Origin of the sequence: Brevibacillus sp. AG162, from assembly GCF_006715575.1 — a bacterium.
Classification (GTDB): domain Bacteria; phylum Bacillota; class Bacilli; order Brevibacillales; family Brevibacillaceae; genus Brevibacillus; species Brevibacillus brevis.
Window position 1 is genome coordinate 851,999 of sequence record NZ_VFNO01000001.1, and the last position, 16,266, is coordinate 868,264.

Below are 16,266 nucleotides of genomic sequence, written 5' to 3' on the forward strand. Positions count from 1 at the left end.
ATGAGGTATGAATGGTGTTCAAATAAAAAATATATACCGATTGACACCTATGCAAGAAGGCATGCTGTATCACTTTATTCTTCATCCTGAATCAGAGGTTCACTTCGAACAAACGGTGATTACGATGGAGGAGTCGTTGCGGCTTGATCTCCTTGATCAGAGCTTTCGCGATCTCGTCGAGAGATTCGATATCCTGCGAACAGTCTTCCACTACAAAGAAAGTAAAAAGCCTCTGCAAATCGTGTTGAAGCAAAGAGAAGCAGCTATTCAGATCGAGGACATCTCTGACCTGACAGAGGATGAACAAGAAGCATTTGTGGAGCAGTTTCTTGTAAGAGATCGGAGCAAGAGATTTGATCTGGAGAAAGATCTGTTGTTTCGGATGACCGTTATGAAGTTGAGTGAATCGAAATACAAGATGGTGTGGAGCTTCCACCATATTATTATGGATGGCTGGTGCTTGGGGATTGTCGCAAAAGACTTTTTCCATATTTATCGCTCTTATCTTCAAAATAAGAAGGCTGAGCTGGCTCCGCCATATTCCTTCAGTAGCTATGTCACCTGGCTTGGCAAGCAAAACAAACAAGAGGGTCTCTCATTCTGGCGAGATAGTTTGGATGGATTTGATCAGCAATCTCCTTTACCGGTTGAATATATTTCAACCGGTAAGGGATACCAACGAGAATCAATCGTGTTTCGCATTGATCGGGAAACGACTGCCCGATTGGAGCAGATAGCGAGATCAAATGATGTGACACTGAGCATCGTCTTTCATTCCCTCTGGGGATTGTTGCTGCAACGATACAATTATGCCAATGATGTTGTCTTCGGCTCGGTCGTTTCGGGACGTCCCTTTGAGCTCGTTGGCGTGGAAGAAATGGTTGGATTGTTTGTCAATACGATCCCTATGCGAATTCGCAGTGAAGGCAAACAGACTTTTTCGGAGTTACTCGGGCAGGTGCAACAGTTCTTTACAGCCACAAGCAGCTATCAATACTTGTCACTGGCGGATATTCAGTCCGAGACCGCATTAAAACAAAACCTAATACAGCATCTCATGGTCTTTGAAAACTATCCATTGACGGAGGAGGCATCCGACGAAGATGGAAAAGGCGGTTTATTCGGAATTACGGATGTCCAAGGATATGAGCAAACCAGCTACGACTTCAACTTGTGCATTATTCCCGGAAAGGAATTAGAAGTTCACTTTATCTATAATGCACTTGCCTACAGCGATGCCTACCTGCAAAAAGTGCAAGCGCATTTGAATCAGTTGATTCAAAGTGTCATCCGCAATCCCGACCAGCCGATTGCAAAAATGCAAATGGTCACGGACGAGGAGCAGGCTCTCATTCTGCAACAATGGAATGATACGGATATGCTGGTTGATCAAACCCGAACCATTGACCAGCTATTTAAGGAACAGGTCAAAAAGGGACCGCATCACATTGCCGTGGTCGATCAGGAAGGCACCTACACGTATCAGGAATTAGATGACAAATCCGATGCACTGGCCCACGTGCTGCGTGAGAAAGGGGTAAAACCAGGCATCATTGTTGGTGTGATGGTGGAGCGGTCTGCTGCTTACAGCCTCGCCATCTTGGCCGTTTTAAAAGCGGGTGGGGCTTTTCTCCCCATTAGCACCGACCATCCGAGTGAACGGATCAGCTATATGATCGAAGATAGCGGGACCAGCATTGTTTTGATCCATGATCCGACTGTAGCGTATGCAGAGCGTATTCTCCCTACATCAACGTTGATCAATCTTGAGGATAGGAGCCTATACAAAGGCGTTACATCTGATGTACAGACCCTTCACCGTTCCAGTGACCTGGCCTACGTCATTTATACATCCGGGTCAACGGGGAAGCCAAAGGGGGTAAGGCTGCACCACGTCGGAATCGCCAACCTCCAGCAGTTTTTCATCAACGATCTCGGTATCACCAAAAATGACAAGGTGTTGCAGTTTGCCAGCATCTCCTTCGATGCCTCTGTCTGGGAGTTTACGATGGGGGTATTGACTGGGGCGAGATTGGTCATTGTTTCAAAGGATGTCGTACTCGATCCGCAGGCTTTCAGTGAGTATCTGCTACGGCATGAAGTAACAGTTGCGACGCTTCCGCCTACCTTTGTAACGTATTTGGAGCCGGAAAATTTTCCGAAATTGAAAACGTTAATCACCGCAGGTTCCGCAGCAAACTGGGAGCTCGTCCATAAATGGAGTGCGCATTGCCGATACATCAACGCATACGGTCCAACCGAAACAACGATTTGTGCAACGACTTGGACGTATGAAGGGCAAGAGGGGCTGCCGCAGCAAGTGCCAATCGGAAAGCCTATAGCCAACACAAAAGTATACGTGCTGGATGCGCATGGTCATTTGCAGCCCCAGGGAATCCCTGGTGAGCTGGCAATAGCTGGCATTAGCGTCGCAGATGGCTACATCAATCGTGAGGAATTGACGAACGAGAAATTTGTGGCAGATCCGTTTATTCCCGGCTCGAGGCTCTACAAGACGGGAGATATGGTGAAATGGCTTGCGGATGGAAGTCTGGAATATTTGGGGCGAATGGACAATCAGGTCAAGATACGTGGTTTTCGTATCGAGCTTGATGAGGTTGAAAACGTAATCCTATCCCAGGCAGGAGTGAAGGAAGCGGTCGTGTTGGCCAAAAAAGAGCAGGGAGGAGATGCCAGCCTGATCGCTTATCTGGTCTGGGAGCAGCCTGATTGGAACAGAGATTTGCGTCAGGAGCTTTTGGCCACTCTTCCAGCCTATATGGTACCAACGTATATCCACGTCCTTGAGAGAATGCCTGTAACACCGAATGGAAAGATAGATCGGAAAGCATTACCTGAGCCGGCCATGATCCGGGAGGCGAGTAAGCAACTGAATCCCCCTGTTACAGAGCAGGAGATAAGGCTGGCGGAAATCTGGAAAGAAGTGCTCGACCTACAGGAAATCAGTGTGGATGACCATTTTTATGATCTGGGCGGGCATTCTATCAAAGCAATCCAACTGGTAGCGCGACTTCATAAGGAAGGAATAGAAGTGAAGATTCAAACGATCTACCAATATGACACAGTCAGAGCGTTAGCAGGATATTTAGATACCGTAAACCGGATTCGCACCACAAAAGCACAAGATAAAAAAGATCTCGAAACCTTGATCTACGCTCATTTTCAAGTGCGAAGCAACTATGTAGAGGTGCCCTTCGGCAACAAACAACGGGCTGTTCTGTACGTGGAGGAAAATGCACAGGACAAACACCAAGAAATACTGTCCTTATTGCGTAGGTCTTGTGATCCTGCGATTCAGCCGCACGCCATTCAATATCTGGATCTCTCGCAAAAAGCATGGGAAAAAGAGAAGATTCATTTCTCAGAGGCTACGCTTGATGAGAAGGAATCCTTGCCATGGCAGGAACGGCTCGTCAAAGACCTTGATCAGAAGCTCCTGCGTTATTCGGAGGCAATCATCAATCAGCAGACTTTTATTAGACAGCCGCTGTCACCTTCACAGCGCTATCATGTACAGGAAAAAGACATTTCTGGAACAGTGATTCGCTTTGAGCGGATGATCGATCCTAAGACGCTGGAAAAGGCCTTTCTTGCCATCCTGGAGCGTCATCATTTACTGCGATGCACGTTGGCTTTTGAGGAAGAAGAGCCATATTGGAAAGAATATCCTTGCCCTAGTGAGATTACGCTCCCTGTTGTTGATGTATCGAGCGATTCGGATGACAGAAAAGAAGAGGTGCGCCATCTCTTACTGAGCGAATATTTTTACAAGCAGCATGATTCGCTCGGTTCTCTGTCATACAAAGTGATCTTGCTGAAAGAGAGCGAGAAAGAGTACTCGTTCATATTCCCGGCATCGCATCTCATTTTTGATTTGATCAGCAGTGAAGTTCTGCAAAACGACATGAACCTGTATTACGAAGCGTTGGAAAATGGCACAGACCTCTCGGAAAATGATCGGAATACGTATTGGGATTTCGTTCAGCAAATTACCAAGGGTCCAGTTGGAATCGAAGATCAGCAGCTTATGGAGGAATTTGATCTTCAAGGATTTGAGAATAGTCTTTTGTCCATAGAAAGACAACTTCCCTCTTCATCCATTTTGGACGGTTACACGATTGTTACCTGCGAACTAGATATGGACAACACGCAGGAGATAGAAAATGCGCGGATTCCGATTGCTCTTTTAGCCAGATTTTGCGAAAGGAGCTATGGAGTTCAAAAAGCACCCATCTTCCTCATGAACTTTGGCAGATCCTTTATGGGGAATCATTTCTTCGATGTGCTTGGCGAGTGTATCGATCATATTCCGCTTCATATTGATCGGGCGTGGAGTCTCGATGAGTTGGAAACGTATGTGAAAGTTCGGTTGGATCTCGCAAAGGAGAGGAACATCCATTTCACCAATCTCGTGCAAAATTCTGACGTAACGGAAAACTATCCTCTTTCCCACCACTCACTCATCCAATCCTTGCAGATGACACCTATTATTTGCAACTTTTTGGGTGAGCAAAACAAGAGTCAACCAAGTGAATACGATCACCTGTTTATCAAAGGAAAGAAGCGTATTCTCTTTGAGGCTTCTTATACAACCAATGGTAAAATGACTATTTTTATGGCTTTGCCATATCGAGAGGATGAAAGGAAGCTTCGAGTGATCTTGGAGGAGGAAGCGAAAAAATTGATAGGAATGCCTCTAGTCATACGCTAAGAGTCGTCTAGGCATCGTATTGGAAATCGGCAGATGGATTCCGCTCTATTCCGAGTTTATTGTCCGTGGGGTGTAGCGGGATCATCTTGCCGAAATAAATCGTCACCTAGAGGGATTACTATTCAGGGAGGTTAAGATGGGCAACCAAACATACGGTTTAAATATTTTTCTCTTTTCTTTTACTCGTTTCATTACAGAATTAGGCAGTGGTGTATACAAATTTGCTCTTGCCCTGTACATTGCGGATGTGACGGGTTCTTCCGCTGCATTTGCAACTGTCTTGGGCTTTTCGTACTTGCCAGGGGTGCTGATTAATATTTTTGCAGGCGCCTATATTGATAGACACAACAAGAAAACGATCATGGTTGTCACCGAGCTGCTAAGCGGTGCGCTGGTTCTCCTGTTTTTACTGTTTTTCCTTCAGTCTCCCACGAATCTATGGCTGTTTGTCGGATACGCCTTCGTGATCAGTACCATTCAGGCTTTTACGTATCTCGCTTTGCAAGCATCCATTCCTGAGCTGGTAGACGAGGAAAGAGTAGGAAGTATGAACTCTATCTACCAAGCGATTAGCGCCATTCTTAATGTAGCGGGTCCTTTGGTAGGGGCGGTTGCCTATGGGTTACTGGGGATGGAAATGATTTTGCTGATTGATGGCCTTTCTTTTATCGGAGCAGGGATCATGCAGATGTTCCTCCGTTTCCGCAAGTCTGAGGCAGTGCAGGAGACAACGCAAAGCTATACAGAAACCATTAAGGAAGTCTTCCAATATATCCGAGAACAGGTTGTCATTAAGTACTTGTTCCTGATTTTCCTCGTGCTCAACTTTATTTTCCCTCCCCTCATGTATGTGGGGCTGCTGCATATTGCCTATCGAGTCGAAAAAGTATCGATGGAGCAATTCTCCTTTATTCAGTCCTCCTGGTTTATCGGGATCATTATCGGAGCGGCTGTTGTCTCTATGAAAAAGGTAAGCAAATACGTTGAGAATAAAATCTTTCTTTTGATTCAATTACAAGGGCTTCTCTTGCTGACATGGGTATTTCCGATTTTTGTTCCGGAAACGAGTAACGCCTCTTGGATCATTACAGGCGTATTTGTCTCGATTTTATTGGTCTCCGCGATCTTCAACTCCATGGGGAACATCCCGATCTTTACCTTTGTTCAATTGAACACGCCTGAGCATTTACGTGCCAGCATGTTTGGAGTGGTCGGCACTTTTACTGGGGTGGCCGTACCTTTTGGGATCTGGTTGTACGGTATTTTACTGGAGGCCGTTCACTGGACGTATCTCGTGTTGGCATCGGGTGCCATCATTTTCGTGATCGCCTTGATCGCTCATCTGAACAAGCAAGTGAGTCAATACTTTAAGAAAAAAGAAGAACCCATGGTTGCAGACAAGTCTGCTTGAGCAAGGTCACTATTACTAGAGAGAGAATATGATGTCAGCTTCATTCAAAAAGACAATGACAAAACTACTGGAGGACTCTACGTGAAGAGTATGCACTACGTCGTTTTGACCGTTGTACTGATGTTCATCGCGGGATGTGGAGAAGAAGCGAAACAGGAAACGGAGCAAACAAAACAAAAGATCGTGCAGGTGCACACCGTAAAACAGAAGGATTCCTTGCCGATCCCACTTACTGCTTTCGTTGAATACAAACAGGAGAGCCAATTAGCCTTTGGGGCTTCTGGTACGATTGAACGAATGAACGTAACAAAAGGGGCAAAGGTGACACAAGGCCAGGTATTAAGTTCATTAAATACGAACTATTATCAAAAAGGGCTGGAAGCGGCACAAAGCCAGGTTCAAAGTGCATCGGCGTTGCGTTCAAAAACGTTGCAAGGAGCAAGCGCGGATCTCATCAGCAAACAACGCCTGGCAGTGAACAGCCAGGAAAAGCGCTTGAAAGATGCGCAACGGAAATGGGAGACAGCCCAGGAGCTGTTTAAGGGCGGCGCTATTTCACAGAGTGAGCTGGACAGTGCGCAGTCGGAAAAAGAGCAAATCGAGATTTCGCTACAAGAGGCACGAATTACGTTGGATAAGTTGCTAAAGGGGGCGGAAGTCAACGAGATTGCCAGTGCAGATGCCGAGTTGAAACAAGCGGCCAGTGAAGTAGAGCTCGCAAAGAAGACCCTTCAAGAAACGCAACTCGTCGCGCCGTTTAGCGGTACGGTCATCGATGTGACCCAAAAGGCAGGAAGTCTTGCCCAGCCAGGCCAAAGTATCATTCACCTTGTCGACAGCTCGGAAGTGAAGCTAAAGGTCGATGTCCCATTGGATGTGATGGAAAACTACAAGCAAGGGGACACGGTGCCTGTGACAGTCGAAGGAAAGGCCAAAAGTACAGGGACCATTACATTTATTTCCCCCGTTCTTAACCAGGAAACGGGAAAGTATCTTGTAGAGATAGCTGTTCCCAATAAAGACAACGCGTTGATAGAGGGAATGGTTGCGACTGTAGAGATGTCACGCAAAGTAAACGGAGTGCTCGTTCCCGTCCAAAGTGTTGGCATTAAGGAAACACAGCGCTTCGTCATGGTTGTCGAGAATGGTGTCATCAAGAGACGTGACGTGGAAGTGGGGCAAATTTTTGGAAATAAGGTCGAGATTCTATCGGGCCTTCAATCAGGCAATCAAATCCTAATCTCCGGCATAACGTACTACGCCGAAGGAGAAGTCGTTACGGTGAAAGGGGAGTAACCGATGGACAAGGTCATTCTCTTTTTGCTGAAACGAAAAGTGATCCTCTATTTGTGCACATTCCTCATCGTGCTTACCGGAATCGGTGCGCTCTTTTCCTTCCACGTGGAGCTCGTACCGAAAACGAATTTGCCTTGGATTGAAGTGAATATTTCAGGAGGAGCGCTGCCACCTGAAGAGATGGTAGAAAAGGTCACGAAAAAAATAGAGCAGGAATTGAAATCTGTGGCTGGGATTAAAAATTTCTCATCGAAAACAGGGACGGGGTTTTCTGGCATCTCGATCCTTGCAGAGGATGGGGAAGGTGAAAAGGTCAAGCAAGAGACACAAAATATTGTGAATCGGCTGCGCAACGAGTTTCCCAAAGTAGTGGATACCGTAACCGTCACTCAAACGAATTTAGGTGATGAGGACTTGATCGATTACGCAATGGTGGGTGCCGATACACAGACCATGCTCACCTTGCTGAAGACGACCATTAAGGATCGAATAGAATCCGTCCCGGGTGTGAAGGAAGTGGTCGTATCCGAGGACGGTTTTGAAAATAAGGTTGCGATCACATTTCGTCCTGAACGGCTTACTGCCTATCGAACGACAGCAGCGGAAGTTGTTGGTCAGCTTCAGGGTGCCAATTGGAAAAAAGCGGTGGGGATATTGGAGAATCCCGGGTTCGACACCGTTGTGATGATTGACAACAGCTTAAAAAATGTAGAAGCGTTCAAAACCATTTTGATCAAGACACCCAAGGGCAAGGTTGCACTTGAACAATTGGCAACGGTGAGTGACTTGCGCGGAAGCGTGAAGGACGCTATTTCCATGACAGAAGGAAACCTCTTTGTGCAAATCAGTGTAAAGCGGGCTGCGGGGAGTGACCTGATCACCACACAGAAGAAAGTAGAGGAAGTTGTGAGGCAAATCAATGAGGAGGCGGGCGGTAACTACGAGCTGAGAGTCATGTTTGAATCCGTCTCTTTTATTAAAAAAGCGATCACCAATTTGAGTCGAGACGTTGTCATTGGGGGAATATTGGCAATCCTCGTTCTCTGGGTATTCCTGCGAAATTGGCGTGTGACGATGGTCATTGCAACGACGCTGCCTCTCTCCATCCTGATGACTTTCATCGCTTTGAAAGCTGCGGGATACAACATTGACATGGTGGTATTGATATCACTGAGTTTGTCAATCGGATTGATTGTTGACGCCGCGATCGTTGTTCTGGAGAGTATTTATCATTTGAGAGAAAAGGGGATGCAGCTGAAACAGGCCATCGTTCAGGGCTCAAAAGAAGTCTTAGCACCTGTTTTTGCATCCCAATTAACTTTGATTATTGTGTTTTTACCACTTGTGGTCGCGGATTTTGAACAGTGGCTGAAGCCTATTCTTCATACCATTGCGTTTACCGTTACCTCTACCATTCTTGCGTCAACGATTGCAGCTTTTCTGTTTGTTCCGATTTTTTCCGAGCGTTTTCTTCAACACGATAAACAGTTGCAGTCCCATGGCGAAAAAGAAGGGAAGAATCGGATTGTTTCTCTCTTTCAGCGATTACTGTTGCTAACCCTTCGTCATCGAATTCTCACATTGCTGGTGGCTCTTGCGGTGTTTGTAGGAGCGTTGAGTCTCTTCCCATTGATTAAAATAGGAAATGGCTTGAATGCCAATGAGAATCAAATTTTTGCCACGCTCACGATGCCCGATGGCACTAGCTTGGAACAGGCGAACACAGCGGCAGTTGAAGCGGAAAAAGCGTTGAGAGAGTTGTCAGACGTGGATCAAGTCTTTTTTACGGCAAAGAAAGAGACAGTCGAATTAAATATTACATTAGTGACCAAGTCGCAACGAACGCAAGAGAAAGAAGAATTTATGCAAGAAGTAAACGGCCGATTGAATGCCGTTGACGGAGTGGAACGGACGAGTTTGACATTTGGCTTCTCAGGTGAATCGGCACCTATTGAGTTGCAGGTCGCGGGCGAAGATTTGGAGGTTTCCCGGTCGATTTTCACCAAAGTAGAAGACATGCTGGGGAGCATCCCCGGTGTCGTCAATATTCGGAATGACTTTGAAAGGGGGAAGGAAAAAGTAACGCTGACACCGAATCAGGAGGCAATGTCTCAATTACAGGTTGACTCGGATTCATTGGACAGTCAAATCAGCATGCTGCTTGGGGAGCAGCCCCTATCCACAATCAGTCAAAATGGCATCGAAACCTCGATTGTTGCCAGATATCCAGAGACATGGGTGACACATCCTGACCAACTCCAACAGACTATGATTCGAACCGAAACAGGCTCACAGGTGCCGTTACACGAGCTGGTTGATTTCCATTTCAGCAAATCTCCGATTACGATCAAACATGAAAAAGGAGAACAAATCATCACGGTATCAGCAGAACTGTTGGGCACGGATATTGGAACGGCAGGCAGACAAATAAATGAGAAACTGGGTACAGTGGAATTACCCGCTGGTTACAAGATCGAGATCGCTGGCGATTTGAAGGAACAGAATAACACCTTTACGCAAGGAATTATCGTCCTGGTAGCGGTCGTCTCCCTCATCTATGTGATTATGGTGGCACAGTTTGGGAGGTTATCCCAGCCGTTTATTATCATGCTGTCGTTGCCTATGGCCTTGGTGGGAGTCATTCTCGGATTCGTGGTCACGCAGCGAACCTTTGGTGAGATGGCGATGATTGGGCTTATCATGCTGGTAGGAATTGTTGTTTCCAATGCGATTCTGTTAATTGACAGAATCAATCTGCTCCGTTCACGGGGGATGGGGTTGGAAGAAGCGATTGTACAGGGCACACGAGATCGTGTTCGTCCGGTAATCATGACCAAGCTGACAGCGATACTCGGTATGCTGCCGATGGGACTTGCTGTTGCGGAGGGAGCGGAACTAGAAGCGCCGCTTGCTACCGGGGTAATTGCGGGTTTGATTTTCCACACGCTCGTAACGCTTGTTTTGGTTCCCGTTCTTTATTCGATCTTTGAGGGGATTCGTGAAAAGAGGTTAGCGCGAAAAAAAGCGCCTCACATAGCTGATTTGTAAAAGGGAAACGGGGCACGGCGCTGTCGAACCAGCGTTGTGCCCTCTAACAACTTCATAGTGCGAATACGATTACCACAGATGAGTCTGCCAAGGGTTCAATACAAAGGAGGAGCAATCATGAGCATAAAAGTAGGCATTATTGGCTGCGGTTCCATTGCAAACGAGCGGCATGCGCCGGAATATCACCATCATCCGAATGTCGAGCTTTTCCTTGTGTATGACCCGAATCCGGATCGTGCTCAGAAGATGGTTGCAAAGTATGGGGGCACGGTAGCAGCTAGCTGGCAAGAGGTCGTTCATCATCCTGAGATTCAAGCGATCAGTGACTGCTCGACGAACGAAATGCACCATATCATCACGACTGAGGCACTATTGGCTGGAAAACATGTCTTGTGTGAAAAGCCGATCGCGACGACGAGTGAAGGTGCACAGGCCATGCTTGCAGCTGCCGAGGCTACAGGTGCCATTCTCATGATCGACCACAATCAGCGGCTGGTTATCGCCCATCAAAAAGCGCGTCAGATCATTGATTCAGGTGAGCTAGGGCGCATCTTATCCTTTAAAACAAGCTTCGGACATAAAGGGCCTGAGCATTGGAGTATCAACAAAACAAACGCGACGTGGTTTTTTAAAAAGAATCGTTCTGCACTCGGTGTTGCCGGAGACTTAGGCATCCATAAAGTAGATCTGCTGCGATATTTGCTTCAGGATGAAATCGTGCAGGTCAGTGCCTTAACAGCTGTTTTGGACAAAAAAGACGAGGAAGGCTTACCAATCGAGGTATGCGATCATATGGTATGTCTTTTACGAACACAGTCGGGTACGTTAGGTACTGCTTCCTTTAGCTGGAGCTACTACGGTGAGGAGGACAATAGTACGATTCTCTACGGTGAGCGTGGGATCATGAAGATTTTTGCTGATCCAGAAAAGGATATCGAAGTCATAACAGCTACGAGTGAGAGAAGAGTAGAGCGAACAGGAGCGATACAGACCAACGATCATCAGACGAACAGTGGGGTAATCGATGCCTTTGTAGACGCGATCCAAAAGCAAACAGCGCCAATCGTCACGGGGAAAGATGGGCTTATCGCTCTTTTGATTATCGAAGCGGCCATAGAGTCAGCTGCAACGGGAAAAACGATTTCTTTGCAACAAAATATTGGATGATTGCCATGTCGCTTGGTCACACTAAGGTTGGAGGTGTAACCATGGAACGAACCATTCAGGTCAATGGTGAGGATTATCATTTCGAGTCTACGTATGATGGGGATTCACAGTATAATGTACAAGTGCGATGCGGCAAGAAAGTGGTATCGAGTTTCAAAATCTCGGCCGGATCGGAAAATGAAGTATTTGAGGCTGCTCGTGCTCATTTTAGTGCGGACAAGGAACTGGGCAATCTAAATGGATAAAGAATGGTCTCGGAACGCAGCTTGCGAATGCAGGGCTGCGGTTTTTTCTTGCGCAAAAGGAAATCTCATGATAAAGTGATTTTGTTTCCATGGAAACAAAAGTTGAAATAGAGGAGGAGCTGATGCTGCATTGGACCCGAAAAAGAAGATTTGGAATCGATGGATCACCTTTTTACATAAACAGGAGGAGCGCAGCAAGCTACGTGAAGAAATGCTATTGCGCCAAATTAGAATCAGCGTACCTGATTATGATAAAGTTGGAAGGTTATCCGTAACAGAGCTCCACGTCCTTCAAGAGGTAGGGGGGAGGGATCGAGTCAATGTTACGACAATTGCACAGCATATTGGGGTAACAAAGAGTGCGATATCCAAAATCACAGTCAAGCTTTTGAAAAAAGGATTACTCGAGCGCTACCAACTCGAAGACAATCAGAAGGAAGTTTTTTTTCGGCTGACAGCTGTAGGCGAAATGGTAAACGAGATTCACGAAAGCTACCACCAACGACTGGAGATTGACATGTACCGATTTTTGGATAGGTATACTCCCGCCGAATTGGCATTTTTGGAAAAGGTCCTAAGAGAAGCAACAGATGAATAGGGGAAACATACAACTGGTGTTCATTATTTTTTTTACGAAAATTGTTTCCGTGGACACAATAATAACTGGATAAGAGGAGAGCTACCATGAGTCCAAAAAAAGTACTGTACCTGCTTGGGATAACGCTAATACTAGGTATGTTCGCGCAAAATTTGTTCATGCCTATTTTACCAGCCATGCAACATGAGTTTCAGACGAGTGCGACCATGATTAACTGGACCGTTTCAATCTTTACGCTCATGCTCGCGATTATGCAAATCATCTACGGACCATTTATCGATCGGTTCGGCCGAAAACGTGTCATGATACCTGCCCTGATCCTGTATATGATCGCGTCCATCGGATGCTATCTGGTTGATTCTATTTATGGGCTATTATTTTTCCGGGCTTTGCAAGGGGCGGGGTTTGCTGCCATTCCGATTGTAGCAGCAACGATTATTGGCGACCTATTTACAGGAAACAATCGTGCATCTGCGATGGGCACTTATCAGATGCTGCTAGCGCTTAGTCCTGCACTTGGTCCGCTCTTGGGTGGCTGGATTGGCGGCATCGGAGGTCATTCTGCGGTCTTTTTATTTTTAGCAATCAGCGCGGTCTTTCTCGTCGGCATAAATGCAACACTGTTACCCGAAACGAAAAGGCATCAAGCAACATCATCAGGCGGTTTTACGTTAGGGTCTTTCCGTCATATTTTGCTCCACCCGGTTGGTGCATCCGTCATTTTGATCGGTTTTAGTCAAATGTACGCCTATTATTGCTTTCTGCTGTTTCTTCCTGTCCAATTGACGAACCATTACGCAATTTCCGTTGAACAAATCGGATTGGTTTTCCTGCTCGTGTCAGCAGTCTTTATTATCAGTAGCAAGCTGTCTGCTTTGTTGCAAAATCGATGGGGAGCACGTACAACATTGGTGGTGACGACTGGTTCAAATGCTTTGGCGATGTTTCTTTTTATGACTGCGGCTGATGTTTCTTTTCTTTTGCTTGTGATAACAAGTACGTTGTTTGCCTTAACCTTGGGTGTAGGTATGTCTGCACATACGATCTTGCTATCCGAAGTATTTGAAGCAGAGCGTGCAACGGCCATTGGTGTGTACAATTTCATCCGCTATACAGGAATGGCTGCAGGTCCGGTGGTTGGTGCGATGCTGTTAGAATGGGGAGGGGTCTGGCTTGAATTTGGCATGGCTGGTATCCTCATTGCTTTGGCGACTTTATTCGCACGTCAAAAGGTGAAAAGAACTGCTGCGAGCATGCAAGGGGAGTTCTGATGTTCGGACAGACTTTTCATGTTCGGCTAAATATGCTACAACAGGGATGAAACAATGGAGCGGGAGGAGCAATCTAATATGCAACATCAAGAAGAACGGGACCCGAGGGTACTGATTGCAGGTTTAAGCAACAATCCGTCCAGCATCCAGACACTATCCGAAGGTGAATGCCTGACATTCCTGCAAATGCTCGAACAGCATCGTCAAGAACATCCAGGCGAAGAGCTGGATTTGACGGAAGCGATGGTGTTGGCGCGGATGTCTGCTTTGCGGATGCACAAAACAGGAGGCCATACGCTTGCAGCTGAATGGGTAGATCGAGCGATTCAATTAGCCCCTGATTATCGCTACGCTGGAGAGGTTAAGCTCGAGCTGTACTTTTCAAAGTTGCGATCCCATGTCTTTCTCACTGAATTCAAGTCCGTACGTGAAACGGATAATGTCGTCATGCGCAGGAGAACCGTTGAGGTGCTAGAAGAGCAGGCAACCAATGAACTGGCTGAAATCACGAAGTGGCGCTCTCTTGCGGAGGAGACGCTACTGGCAGCGCAAAAGTGGAACGATTCGGAGGCGGAGGCTACGGCTGCTGGCCTCGTGCTGTTATACACGGAACGACAAAATTTATTAGTACAATTGCAAGAACGTGTTCAAGCGTATGGAGCGTCTTTATCCGGGGTCTTTTACTCCAGTGAAATGCTTGTCCAATTGCAAGAGACGATTCGCGCTTTAACCAACCAGCAAGAACAGAAAGAAAAGCTCCTGCCGCAAAGAAACGAAAGGGTAGAAGATCACGAGAAAGCGCCTCAGCAAGATTTGAGTGCCTTAGAGCAATTGGAGCAGTTGATCGGCTTGGACGAGATCAAACATCGGGTTCGGCAGTTGGCGCAGTTTCTGCAGTATCGCCAGCTGCGCGAAGAAAAAGGCTGGCATATGAAAGACCAGCTCCCCCTTCATCTCGTACTGATGGGTAACCCAGGCACGGGGAAGACGACATTGGCTCGCTTGATCGCCAAGCTGTATCAGGAGCTCGGGTTGTTGGCAAAAGGACAGCTCATCGAGGTGGATCGCTCTCAGTTGGTTGGCGCTTACGTGGGACAAACTGAGCAACGCGTCATGGAAGCAATCAAGCAGGCAGACGGCGGCGTCCTGTTTATCGATGAGGCATACAGCTTGAAGCGCCTAGATAGCTCCGGCAGTGATTACGGACAAGTGGCGATTGACACGCTCGTATCCGCTATGACGAGCGGCGAGTATGCAGGCCGCTTCGTCGTGATGCTGGCGGGCTATCCGGAAGAAATGCGTCATTTTTTGTATGCCAATCCTGGACTGAATAGCCGTTTTCCCGAGACGGGACACTTTTTACTGCCGGACTATCAGGCGGACGAACTGGTGCAAATCGCAGAAGAAGTAGCCGCACGGAACGATTTTACTCTGACAGAGGCGGCAAAAATTACGCTGCGCCAGCGTATTGAAAAAGCACAAGTAGACGAGACGTTTGGCAATGCACGGGTTGTCACAAATATCGTGCTCGATGCGATCTTTGCCAAAGGACGAGAGACAGACGGTAAGGAACTGAAATGGGATGACTTTACGATTCTAAAACCAGAGGATGTCCGTGGCTTCGATCCGCCGCAAAAAGAAAGGAATGCGGATGCTCGACTGCAAGCGTTGATTGGTCTTGCTCAAGTGAAGACGGAGCTGAAAAAAATTGCCGCGTATGTATCCGTCCAGCAAGAACGCGCAGCAAGAGGCCTGCCGAAAAGTCCGATTGAGCTGCATGCCGTCTTTACTGGAAATCCAGGCACAGGGAAGACGACGGTTGCCCAGCTGTATGCGCAGATTTTGCAAGAAATCGGCTATTTGAAACGCGGTCATCTTGTTACGGCGAGTAGAGCCGACTTGGTAGCGGGGTATGTCGGTCAGACCGCAGCGCTTACTCGCAGAAAAGTTCGAGAAGCTTTGGGCGGCGTCTTGTTTATCGATGAAGCGTATTCGCTGCTCGGCGGGGGAGAGCGGGATTTTGGTCAGGAAGCGGTTGATACGCTCGTAGAGGAGATGACCAAACACGAAGAGAATCTGGTCGTGGTCCTCGCAGGCTACCCACTCGAAATGAATTCATTATTGATGAGCAACCCCGGACTCTTGTCACGGTTTAAAAAATATATTGCATTCCCCGACTACACCGTGAAGGAACTCGTGCACATTCTTGAACAGGCTGCATGTGAGGTTGGGTATGCGATTGAGAAGAACGTGCTGGAAATGATCACGCAGTCTTTGGATAAAGCAGTCAGTGATCATCGATTGAATGGCAACGGTCGCTTTAGCCATAACCTGTTGCAAGAGGCGATCCAAAACCAGGCAGTGCGACTGATGGATATTCCGAAACAGGAATGGAATCAGGAAATACTGATGAAGTTGGCATGGACCGATTTTCAACCGCTATTACAGTGGACGGAAGAGGAAGATGGGGCAAAAAATTAGTTTTTGTCCCATGTCTA

9 protein-coding genes are annotated in these 16,266 nt (G+C 47.0%); all 9 read left to right on the plus strand.

From position 1 onward, the window contains the following. Positions 1-7 precede the first annotated feature (7 nt). The 9 genes from FB479_RS04120 (at position 8) to FB479_RS04160 (ending at position 16,249) form a co-directional block, all read left to right on the plus strand. Complete coding sequence (locus FB479_RS04120; protein WP_142062613.1) at positions 8-4,732, plus strand: non-ribosomal peptide synthetase; 4,725 nt, start codon at positions 8-10, stop codon at positions 4,730-4,732. Positions 4,733-4,868: 136 nt separating this feature from the next. Further along, complete coding sequence (locus FB479_RS04125; RefSeq protein ID WP_142062616.1) at positions 4,869-6,143, plus strand: MFS transporter; 1,275 nt, start codon at positions 4,869-4,871, stop codon at positions 6,141-6,143. A gap of 90 nt (positions 6,144-6,233) precedes the next feature. Continuing rightward, positions 6,234-7,439, plus strand: a complete 1,206-nt coding sequence (locus tag FB479_RS04130) for an efflux RND transporter periplasmic adaptor subunit (RefSeq protein WP_255438281.1) — start codon at positions 6,234-6,236, stop codon at positions 7,437-7,439. Positions 7,440-7,442: 3 nt separating this feature from the next. Then, a complete protein-coding gene (locus FB479_RS04135) occupies positions 7,443-10,487 on the plus strand; it encodes an efflux RND transporter permease subunit (protein ID WP_142062622.1) in 3,045 nt (1,014 codons plus the stop codon). 117 nt (positions 10,488-10,604) lie between these two features. Further along, positions 10,605-11,654, plus strand: a complete 1,050-nt coding sequence (locus FB479_RS04140) for a Gfo/Idh/MocA family protein (protein WP_142062624.1) — start codon at positions 10,605-10,607, stop codon at positions 11,652-11,654. A 41-nt stretch (positions 11,655-11,695) separates the two neighbouring features. Further along, a complete protein-coding gene (locus tag FB479_RS04145; RefSeq protein ID WP_164724473.1) occupies positions 11,696-11,899 on the plus strand; it encodes a hypothetical protein in 204 nt (67 codons plus the stop codon). A 130-nt stretch (positions 11,900-12,029) separates the two neighbouring features. Continuing rightward, on the plus strand, positions 12,030-12,497 hold the full coding sequence (locus FB479_RS04150; protein ID WP_142062627.1) for a MarR family transcriptional regulator: 468 nt from the start codon (positions 12,030-12,032) through the stop codon (positions 12,495-12,497). Between the two features lie 86 nt (positions 12,498-12,583). After that, positions 12,584-13,768, plus strand: coding sequence for an MFS transporter (locus tag FB479_RS04155; protein ID WP_142062630.1), 1,185 nt, complete (start codon positions 12,584-12,586; stop codon positions 13,766-13,768). 78 nt (positions 13,769-13,846) lie between these two features. Further along, complete coding sequence (locus tag FB479_RS04160; protein ID WP_142062633.1) at positions 13,847-16,249, plus strand: AAA family ATPase; 2,403 nt, start codon at positions 13,847-13,849, stop codon at positions 16,247-16,249. The last annotated feature ends 17 nt before the right edge of the window (positions 16,250-16,266 follow it).

Bases quoted from the DNA above. Each gene is read 5' to 3' on its own strand.
- FB479_RS04140 (WP_142062624.1), top strand. From the start codon at position 10,605: ATGAGCATAAAAGTAGGCATTATTGGCTGCGGTTCCATTGCAAACGAG.
- FB479_RS04160 (WP_142062633.1), top strand. From the start codon at position 13,847: ATGCAACATCAAGAAGAACGGGACCCGAGGGTACTGATTGCAGGTTTA.
- FB479_RS04155 (WP_142062630.1), top strand. From the start codon at position 12,584: ATGAGTCCAAAAAAAGTACTGTACCTGCTTGGGATAACGCTAATACTA.
- FB479_RS04135 (WP_142062622.1), top strand. From the start codon at position 7,443: ATGGACAAGGTCATTCTCTTTTTGCTGAAACGAAAAGTGATCCTCTAT.
- FB479_RS04130 (WP_255438281.1), top strand. From the start codon at position 6,234: ATGCACTACGTCGTTTTGACCGTTGTACTGATGTTCATCGCGGGATGT.
- FB479_RS04120 (WP_142062613.1), top strand. From the start codon at position 8: ATGAATGGTGTTCAAATAAAAAATATATACCGATTGACACCTATGCAA.
- FB479_RS04145 (WP_164724473.1), top strand. From the start codon at position 11,696: ATGGAACGAACCATTCAGGTCAATGGTGAGGATTATCATTTCGAGTCT.
- FB479_RS04125 (WP_142062616.1), top strand. From the start codon at position 4,869: ATGGGCAACCAAACATACGGTTTAAATATTTTTCTCTTTTCTTTTACT.